At 71.6% G+C, this 7711-nt stretch carries 7 protein-coding genes and 1 pseudogene; 5 read left to right on the top strand and 3 right to left on the bottom strand.

The window, feature by feature from the left end:
* Window positions 1-261 (bottom strand): annotated as a pseudogene (locus GT030_RS36095) (D-alanyl-D-alanine carboxypeptidase); the annotation flags it as partial.
* A 178-nt stretch (window positions 262-439) separates the two neighbouring features.
* On the opposite strand from GT030_RS36095, the gene GT030_RS01840 reads away from it, so the two are divergent.
* Window positions 440-931, top strand: a complete 492-nt coding sequence (locus GT030_RS01840; RefSeq protein WP_030811306.1) for an inorganic diphosphatase — start codon at window positions 440-442, stop codon at window positions 929-931.
* Between the two features lie 117 nt (window positions 932-1048).
* The gene (locus GT030_RS01835; RefSeq protein WP_161199502.1) at window positions 1049-2704 is read left to right on the top strand and encodes a threonine/serine exporter family protein; all 1656 of its coding nucleotides are present in this window, start codon (window positions 1049-1051) and stop codon (window positions 2702-2704) included.
* Between the two features lie 65 nt (window positions 2705-2769).
* Here the strand turns inward: GT030_RS01835 and GT030_RS01830 are convergent, their stop codons facing one another.
* Entirely contained in the window at window positions 2770-3789 is a 1020-nt protein-coding gene (locus tag GT030_RS01830) for a VTT domain-containing protein (protein WP_161199501.1), read from the bottom strand.
* 143 nt (window positions 3790-3932) lie between these two features.
* Between GT030_RS01830 and GT030_RS01825 the strand changes: the two genes are divergently transcribed.
* Complete coding sequence (locus GT030_RS01825; protein ID WP_130338306.1) at window positions 3933-4298, top strand: YbjQ family protein; 366 nt, start codon at window positions 3933-3935, stop codon at window positions 4296-4298.
* A gap of 16 nt (window positions 4299-4314) precedes the next feature.
* Here GT030_RS01825 and GT030_RS01820 read toward each other — a convergent pair whose 3' ends face one another.
* Window positions 4315-5076, bottom strand: coding sequence for a MerR family transcriptional regulator (locus GT030_RS01820; protein WP_161199500.1), 762 nt, complete (start codon window positions 5074-5076; stop codon window positions 4315-4317).
* A gap of 145 nt (window positions 5077-5221) precedes the next feature.
* Between GT030_RS01820 and GT030_RS01815 the strand changes: the two genes are divergently transcribed.
* Together GT030_RS01815 and GT030_RS01810 are read left to right on the top strand one after the other, a co-directional pair.
* On the top strand, window positions 5222-6508 hold the full coding sequence (locus tag GT030_RS01815) for an ion channel protein (protein ID WP_161199499.1): 1287 nt from the start codon (window positions 5222-5224) through the stop codon (window positions 6506-6508).
* 37 nt (window positions 6509-6545) lie between these two features.
* On the top strand, window positions 6546-7711 hold a 1166-nt coding region (locus GT030_RS01810; RefSeq protein WP_161199498.1), incomplete at its 3' end, for a glutamate decarboxylase.

The raw sequence follows: 7711 nt of genomic DNA, 5'->3' as shown, positions 1-7711 counted from the left end.
GGACCCGGGGCCGCCTCCCCCGGGGCCACCGCCGTCGTGATCTGCACCACGTGCGAGCGTGAGGGCGACCGCGCGGTCCCGCTCGGCCGTACGCTGACCCGCGCCGTCGAAGGGGCCGGCCACGGCCACTGCGCCGGCGGCCAGCGCCAGTCCGGCGGTGGCCGCCGAGGCGGTGAAGTACCAGGTCCGAGAGGGCCTGGGACCGGGCCGGCCGGGTCCGGGACGCAGGGTGGACGTCAACCGGGCGAGACGCGGTTTCACGACGGACGCGGTGTGCGCCAGACTCGGTCGTAGGGCGTCCGCGAGCCGCTTCACACGCGGTCTCACGGACCGCAAAGGTCCCAGCTCCGGCACGACCACCAGCCCCTTTCGCGATCACACTCCTGCGTGAGGGACACTTAATCACCAGAACTATGCGCTGATCATGGAGGAGCCACCGGTGGAGTTCGACGTCACGATCGAGATCCCGAAGGGTTCGCGGAACAAGTACGAGGTGGACCACGAGACCGGTCGGATCCGCCTGGACCGTCGCCTCTTCACCTCGACCGCCTACCCGACCGACTACGGATTCGTCGAGAACACCCTCGGCGAGGACGGCGACCCGCTGGACGCGCTCGTCATCCTGGACGAGCCCACGTTCCCGGGCTGCCTGATCCGCTGCCGCGCGATCGGCATGTTCCGCATGACCGACGAGGCCGGCGGCGACGACAAGCTGCTGTGCGTCCCGTCGACGGACCCGCGCGTGGAGCACCTGCGCGACATCCACCACGTGTCGGAGTTCGACCGCCTGGAGATCCAGCACTTCTTCGAGGTCTACAAGGACCTGGAGCCGGGCAAGTCGGTCGAGGGCGCCAACTGGGTGGGCCGCCAGGAGGCCGAGGCGGAGATCGAGCGCTCGTACAAGCGCCTGGAGGAGCAGGGCGGTCACTGACCTGCCGTTCCGCGACGAGCGGGCCGCACCGCCCCGGTGGGGGCGGTGCGGCCCGTTCGCGCGTTCACGCGCATACTGAGGCGTAATCGGAAGGTGTCGTTCAGGGAGCGGTGCGAGGTGTCGGAGGCGGAGGACCGCAAGCCCCGGTCGGACGAGGCGCGGGCCACGTTCGACCCGGAGATCACGTCCGAGTTCGCCATTCCGGAGGGACTCGCGGTCGCCAGGGGAAGCGGCGAATCGGAGACGACGTCCGAGTTCGCCGTGCCCAAGGGGCTCGAGTCGGCACAGGCGGAGACCGAGCCGGAGGGCTCGGCGTTCAACACGCCGCGCACGTACAGCGCCAAGGACGCGCCGCCCGCGTTCACCCCCGCGACGGGCGTCCCGATGCTCACGCTGGTCACGGACGCGCCCTGGCAGGACCGGATGCGGACGATGCTGCGCATGCCGGTGGCCGAGCGGCCGGCGCTGGAGCCGGTGGCGCGCTCCGAGGACGAGGGCCCCGCGGTCCCGCGCGTGCTCGACCTGACCCTGCGTATCGGCGAACTGCTGCTGGCGGGCGGTGAGGGCGCCGAGGACGTGGAGGCGGCGATGTTCGCGGTGTGCCGGTCCTACGGGCTGGACCGCTGCGAGCCGACGGTGACCTTCACGCTGCTGTCGATCACCTATCAGCCCTCCCTGGTGGAGGACCCGGTGACGGCGTCCCGGACGGTCCGCCGGCGCGGCACCGACTACACCCGGCTGGCGGCCGTCTTCCGGCTGGTGGACGACATCACGGACCCCGAGACGCATCTCTCCCTGGAGGAGGCGTACCGCCGGCTGGCGGAGATGCGGCGCAACCGGCACCCCTACCCCGGCTGGGCGCTGACCATGGCCAGCGGCGGGCTGGCGGGCGCGGCCTCGGTGCTGGTCGGCGGTGACGCGATCGTGTTCGTCGCGGCGGCGCTGGGCGCGATGCTCGGCGACCGGCTGGCCTGGCTGCTGGCGGGGCGCGGGCTGCCGGAGTTCTACCAGTTCACGGTGGCCGCGATGCCGCCCGCCGCGATCGGCGTGGCGTTCGCGCTGGCGGACGTGGACGTGAAGGCGTCCGCGGTGGTCACCGGTGGACTGTTCGCGCTGCTGCCCGGGCGGGCGCTGGTGGCGGGCGTGCAGGACGGGCTGACGGGCTTCTACATCACCGCGGCGGCGCGGCTGCTGGAGGTCATGTACTTCTTCGTAGCCATCGTGATCGGCGTGCTGACGGTGCTGTACTTCGGCGTGCAGGTGGGCGGCGAGCTGAACCCGGACGCGGCGCTGAACATCCAGTCCCGGCCGGTGCTGCAGATCCTGGCGTCCATGGTGCTGTCGCTGACCTTCGCGGTGCTGCTCCAGCAGGAGCGCTCCACCGTGCTGTGGGTGACGCTCAACGGCGGTGTCGCCTGGTCGGTGTACGGCGCGCTGCACACGGCGAACTTCTCGCCGGTGGCGTCCACGGCGGTGGCGGCCGGTCTGGTGGGCCTCTTCGGGCAGTTGCTGGCGCGCTATCAGTTCGCGTCCGCGCTGCCGTACACCACGGCGGCGATCGGCCCGCTGCTGCCCGGTTCCGCCACGTACTTCGGTCTGCTGTCCATCGCGCAGAGCCATGTGGACAAGGGACTGGTGTCGCTGGCCAAGGCCGTGTCGCTGGCCATGGCCATCGCCATCGGGGTGAACCTGGGTGCGGAGATCTCCCGGCTCACCCTGCGGATCGGCTCCCCCGGCAAGCGCCGGGCGGCCAAGCGGACCAGGGGCTTCTAGGTCCTGTCTGAGCAATTCGCGTCGTCGCCCGAAGGGCGGTCAGACAGGACCTGGGGGCCTGGCCCCTACTGGGGGCGGTGTCCGCCCTGGTCCCACCCGTAGGGGTAGGGCTGCTGGGGGTGCTGCGGCTGCTGGGGCTGCTGGGGCTGCCGGGGGCGTCCGTAGCCGTCGTACTGCGGCTGCTGCTGGGGCTGCTGTCCGTAGTACGGGTCCTGCTGCTGGCCGTAGCCGCCCTGTCCCTGCCCCTGTCCCTGACCGGGGTAACCCTGGCCGCCCTGGGGCTGGTGGCCGTAGCCCTGCTGCCACTGCTGCGGGGCCGCCTGCTGCTCGTACGGGCGCCCGTAGGGGTCCTCGTAGGGCTGGTCGGGCTCGATGCGGCGGAGCTGGGTCGTGGAGTCGTCCATGACCGGGGCCTGCGGCTGCTGCTCGTAGGCGGGCTGCTCGGGGGCCTGCTGCTCGGCGCGCTTGTTCTTGCCGCGGGCGCGCAGGAACTCGATGGCGATCGGGATCACCGAGATGAGGACGATGAGGATGAGCATCGCCTCGATGTTGTCCTTGACGATGCCGATGTTGCCGAGCCAGGAGCCGAGGAGCGTCACCCCGGCGCCCCACAGCACACCGCCGATGACGTTGAAGGTCAGGAACGAGCGGTACCGCATCCCGCTGACGCCCGCGATGATCGGCGTGAAGGTGCGCACGATGGGCACGAAGCGGGCCAGGACCAGGGACTTGGGGCCGTACTTCTCGAAGAACTCGTGCGCCTTGGTGACGTTCTCCTGCTTGAACAGGCGCGAGTCGGGCCGGTTGAACAGCGACGGGCCGACCTTCTTGCCGAACATGTAGCCCGCCTGGTCGCCCAGGACCGCGGCGGCGCAGATCAGCGCGATCGCCCCCCACAGCGGGAAGTCGAGCTCACCGGAGGTGATCAGCAGACCGGCGGTGAACAGCAGCGAGTCGCCCGGCAGGAAGAAGCCGATGAGCAGGCCGGACTCGGCGAAGACGATGAGCAGCAGACCCCAGATGCTGTAGGTGTTCAGCAGATGGTTGGGATCGAGCCAGCTCGGGCCGAGGGCGAGTGTCATCACGGGTCCGGGCTCCTGAGGGGGGAAGAGGGCGGCTGCGGCGTCCAGGTGCGGCCGCCCAAAGCTATCAACGCTTCGTGACGGGCCCGGGTTCCACCGGCCGTTCCAGAATGCACTGTGCGGCGACCGGGGCAAAGCTGTGCGCCATGGGACTCGAAGACTACGGCGGCGGCCAGGGGCCCGAGCCGGACGTACTGGTGGTGACGGCGAACGACGTGCCCGGCCGGCGGGTGGAGCGGGTACTGGGCGAGGTCTTCGGCCTCACCGTGCGCTCGCGGCATCTGGGCAGCCAGATCGGCGCCGGGCTGAAGTCGATGATCGGCGGCGAGCTGAAGGGGCTGACCAAGACCCTGGTGCAGACCCGCAACCAGGCGATGGAGCGCTTGGTGGAGCAGGCACGCGCGCGGGGCGCCAACGCCGTGGTCGCCTTCCGCTTCGACGTCACCGAGGCCGCCGACCTGGGCACCGAGGTCTGCGCCTACGGCACGGCGGTGGTCCTGGCCCGCGAGTGAGCCAGGACCGGTTTCCCTACCCCTCGTGCCGGTCGGCGTTGGCGGCGATGGCCGCGTTCAGGTGGGCGGCGACGCCGGGGCCGAGGGCGTCGTAGTACGCGGTGAAGCGGGCGTCGGCGACGTACATCTCCCCCAGACAGCGGTGCGCCGGGTAGGCGCATGCGTAGAACCAGCGGCCGATGTGGCGGCGGTGCTCCTCGGCGAGGTCCATCGCCGCCGGGTCGGCGGGCGGGACGCCGTCGGCCACCAGGGTGGCGTACCGGGCGTTCCAGTCGTCGGACTCGGCGCGCATCCGCTGCCAGTCGGCCTTGGTGTAGCGGGCGGTGCGGCGGCGGGACTCGGCGTACGCCTCCGTGCCGCCCCAGCGGCGCTCGGTCTCCTCGGCGTACTGCTCGGGGTCGTGGTCCCCGAAGACCTCGAAGCGTTCCTCGGGGGTGAGGTCGATGCCCATCGTGCGTGCCTCCATGGCGTGTTCCACGGCCGCCGCCATCCTGCTCAGCCGCTCGATCCGGGCGGTCAGCAGCTCGTGCTGCCGGCGCAGATGGGCGCGGGGGTCCGCGCCGGGATCGTCGAGCAGGGCGGCGACCTCGTCGAGCGGGAAGCCGAGCTCGCGGTAGAACAGGATCTGCTGGAGCCGGTCGAGGTCGGCGTCGGCGTAGCGCCGGTGTCCGGCGTGCGTGCGCCCGCTGGGCACGAGCAGCCCGATCTCGTCGTAGTGGTGCAGGGTGCGCACCGTGATCCCGGCGAACCCCGCGACCTGTCCCACGGAGAAGCTCAACGTTCCTCGCTCCTTGTCGTCGGCTCTTGCCGTCGGCGGCGCCCGGTGCGCCGCCCGGTACACGCTCGGTCCTCACGCCGGGTGAGGTGCAAGGGGGAATTTCGTTCGGGATGTTGCGCCGGTTCTGTCCACTTATGGTGAGCCCGTGGCCCAGGACACCGCGCGGCAGCCGCCGCCGACCGCTCCCACGGCCCCGGCACGTGCACTGCTGCCGCTGATCATGCCCTCCGTGACGGTGGGGATCATGACCAGCCTCGTCTTCGTCGGGGTGAGCACGGCGGCCGAGAAGCTCCAGCACGTGCTGTGGGGGCCGCTGCCGGACGCCCTGGGTGTGGGCCGGTACTCGGTGCTCTGGATGTTCGTGGTGCTGTTCGCCACCGGTGTCGCGGTCGGCCTGGTGGTGTGGAAGGTCCCCGGTCACGCCGGGCCCGACCCGGCCACCCTCGGCCTGGACGCTCCGGTGCTGCCGCCGAGGGTGCTGCCGGGGCTGGTGCTCGCGGTGGGCCTGATGCTGGCGGGCGGGCCGAGCCTCGGCCCGGAGAACCCGATCATCGCGGTCAACGTCGGGCTCGCCATGTGGTTCGGACACAAGCTGGTGCCCCGGACGCCGGACTCGCTGTGGCCGGTGCTGGCGGAGGCGGGCACCATCGGGGCGCTGTTCGGCACGCCGGTCGCGGCCGCGCTGGTGATCTCCGAGGCGCTGACCGGACGCCCGCTGCAGGGGCGGCTCTGGGACAACCTGTTCGCCCCGCTGACCGCCGCCGCCTGCGGCGCCATCACCACCACCCTGGTCGCCCGCCCCACCTTCGACCTGGGCCTGCCGCCCTTCGGCCACCCCCGCTGGAACGACGTGGTGGCCGCCCTGGTGATCGCCTCGGCGGCCGCGCTGCTCGGCATGTGCGCGGTCTACGTCTTCCCCTGCGTGCACGCCGTCTTCCGCCGGCTGCGGCACCCGATGCTGATGCTCCCGGCGGGCGGGCTCGTACTGGGCGCGCTGGCGGCCGCGGGCGGGCATCTGACGCTGTTCAAGGGGCTCACCGAGGTCGGGGAGCTGGCGCGGGACCCCGGCGGCTGGTCGGCGGGCCAGTTCGCGGTGATGGCGGTGGTGAAGCTGGCCGCGCTGGTGGTGGCGGCCTCCTGCGGGTTCCGGGGCGGGCGGATCTTCCCGGCCGTGTTCATCGGGGCCGCGCTGGGCCTGTGCGCGCACGCGCTGGTCCCGGCCGTGCAGCCCGCGGTCGCGGTGGCCACGGGCGTCCTGGGCATGCTGCTGGCGATCACCCGGCAGGGCTGGGTGAGCCTCTTCACGGCCGCCGCGCTGGTCGCCTCCCCCGCCGTGCTCGCCCTGCTGTGCATCGCCTCGCTGCCCGCCTGGCTGCTGGTGACCGGTCGCCCGCAGATGCAGTTGCACGCGGACGGGACCCCGCTCCGCTGAACCTTCCCTGATTTCCCCACTGTCGGAGGCATGGCACATGGCACTGCACCGAGGTTCCCGAAAGCACAAGGAACGCCGCATATCGGTCAACCCGTTCTTCGGGGACGCCGACCCGGTGAGCGGGATGACCGAGGCTCCGCCGACCCACCGGATGCCGAAGAAGCCGCTGGCTCCGACGACGGCCTACCAGGTGGTGCACGACGAACTCATGCTGGACGGCAACGCCCGGCTGAACCTGGCCACCTTCGTCACCACCTGGATGGAACCGCAGGCCGGGGTGCTGATGGCGGAGTGCCTGGACAAGAACATGATCGACAAGGACGAGTACCCGCGCACCGCCGAGCTGGAGCGGCGCTGCGTGGCGATCCTCGCCGACCTCTGGAACGCCCCCGACCCCTCGGCCGTGGTCGGCTGCTCCACCACCGGCTCCAGCGAGGCGTGCATGCTGGCCGGCATGGCGTTCAAGCGCCGCTGGTCCCATCGGAACGCCGACCGGTATCCGGGCGCCCGCCCGAACCTGGTGATGGGCGTCAACGTCCAGGTCTGCTGGGAGAAGTTCTGCGAGTACTGGGAGGTCGAGCCCCGGCTCGTCCCCATGGAGGGCGACCGCTTCCACCTCGACCCCCGCGCGGCCGCCGAGCTGTGCGACGAGAACACCATCGGGGTCGTCGGCATCCTCGGCTCCACCTTCGACGGCTCCTACGAGCCCATCGCCGGCCTCTGCGCCGAGCTGGACGCCCTCAAGGAGCGCACCGGCCTCGACATCCCCGTCCACGTGGACGGCGCCTCGGGCGCGATGATCGCCCCCTTCCTGGACGAGGAACTCGTCTGGGACTTCCGCCTCCCGCGCGTGGCCTCGATCAACACCTCGGGCCACAAGTACGGGCTGGTCTATCCGGGCGTCGGCTGGGCGCTGTGGCGGGACGCCGACGCGCTCCCCGAGGAGCTGGTGTTCCGGGTGAACTACCTCGGCGGCGACATGCCCACCTTCGCGCTCAACTTCTCCCGCCCCGGCGCCCAGGTGGCGGCCCAGTACTACACGTTCCTGCGCCTGGGCAGGGAGGGCTACCAGGCGGTGCAGCGCTCGACCCGGAACGTGGCGACCTACCTCGCGGAGGGGATCGAGGCGCTCGGCGACTTCCGCCTGCTCACCCGCGGCGACCAGCTCCCGGTGTTCGCCTTCACCACCGCCGACCACGTCAC

This window comes from Streptomyces sp. SID1328 (assembly GCF_009865595.1).
Classification (GTDB): Bacteria; Actinomycetota; Actinomycetes; order Streptomycetales; family Streptomycetaceae; genus Streptomyces; species Streptomyces griseoluteus.
The sequence above is the reverse complement of the archived record's forward strand: the minus strand, read 5'-3'. Positions and strand labels throughout refer to the sequence as shown.

What these genes read in the sequence shown, in the direction of transcription:
- GT030_RS01825 (WP_130338306.1), top strand. Translation starts at nt 3,933, where the DNA reads ATGGGACTCGAAGACTACGGCGGCGGCCAGGGGCCCGAGCCGGACGTA.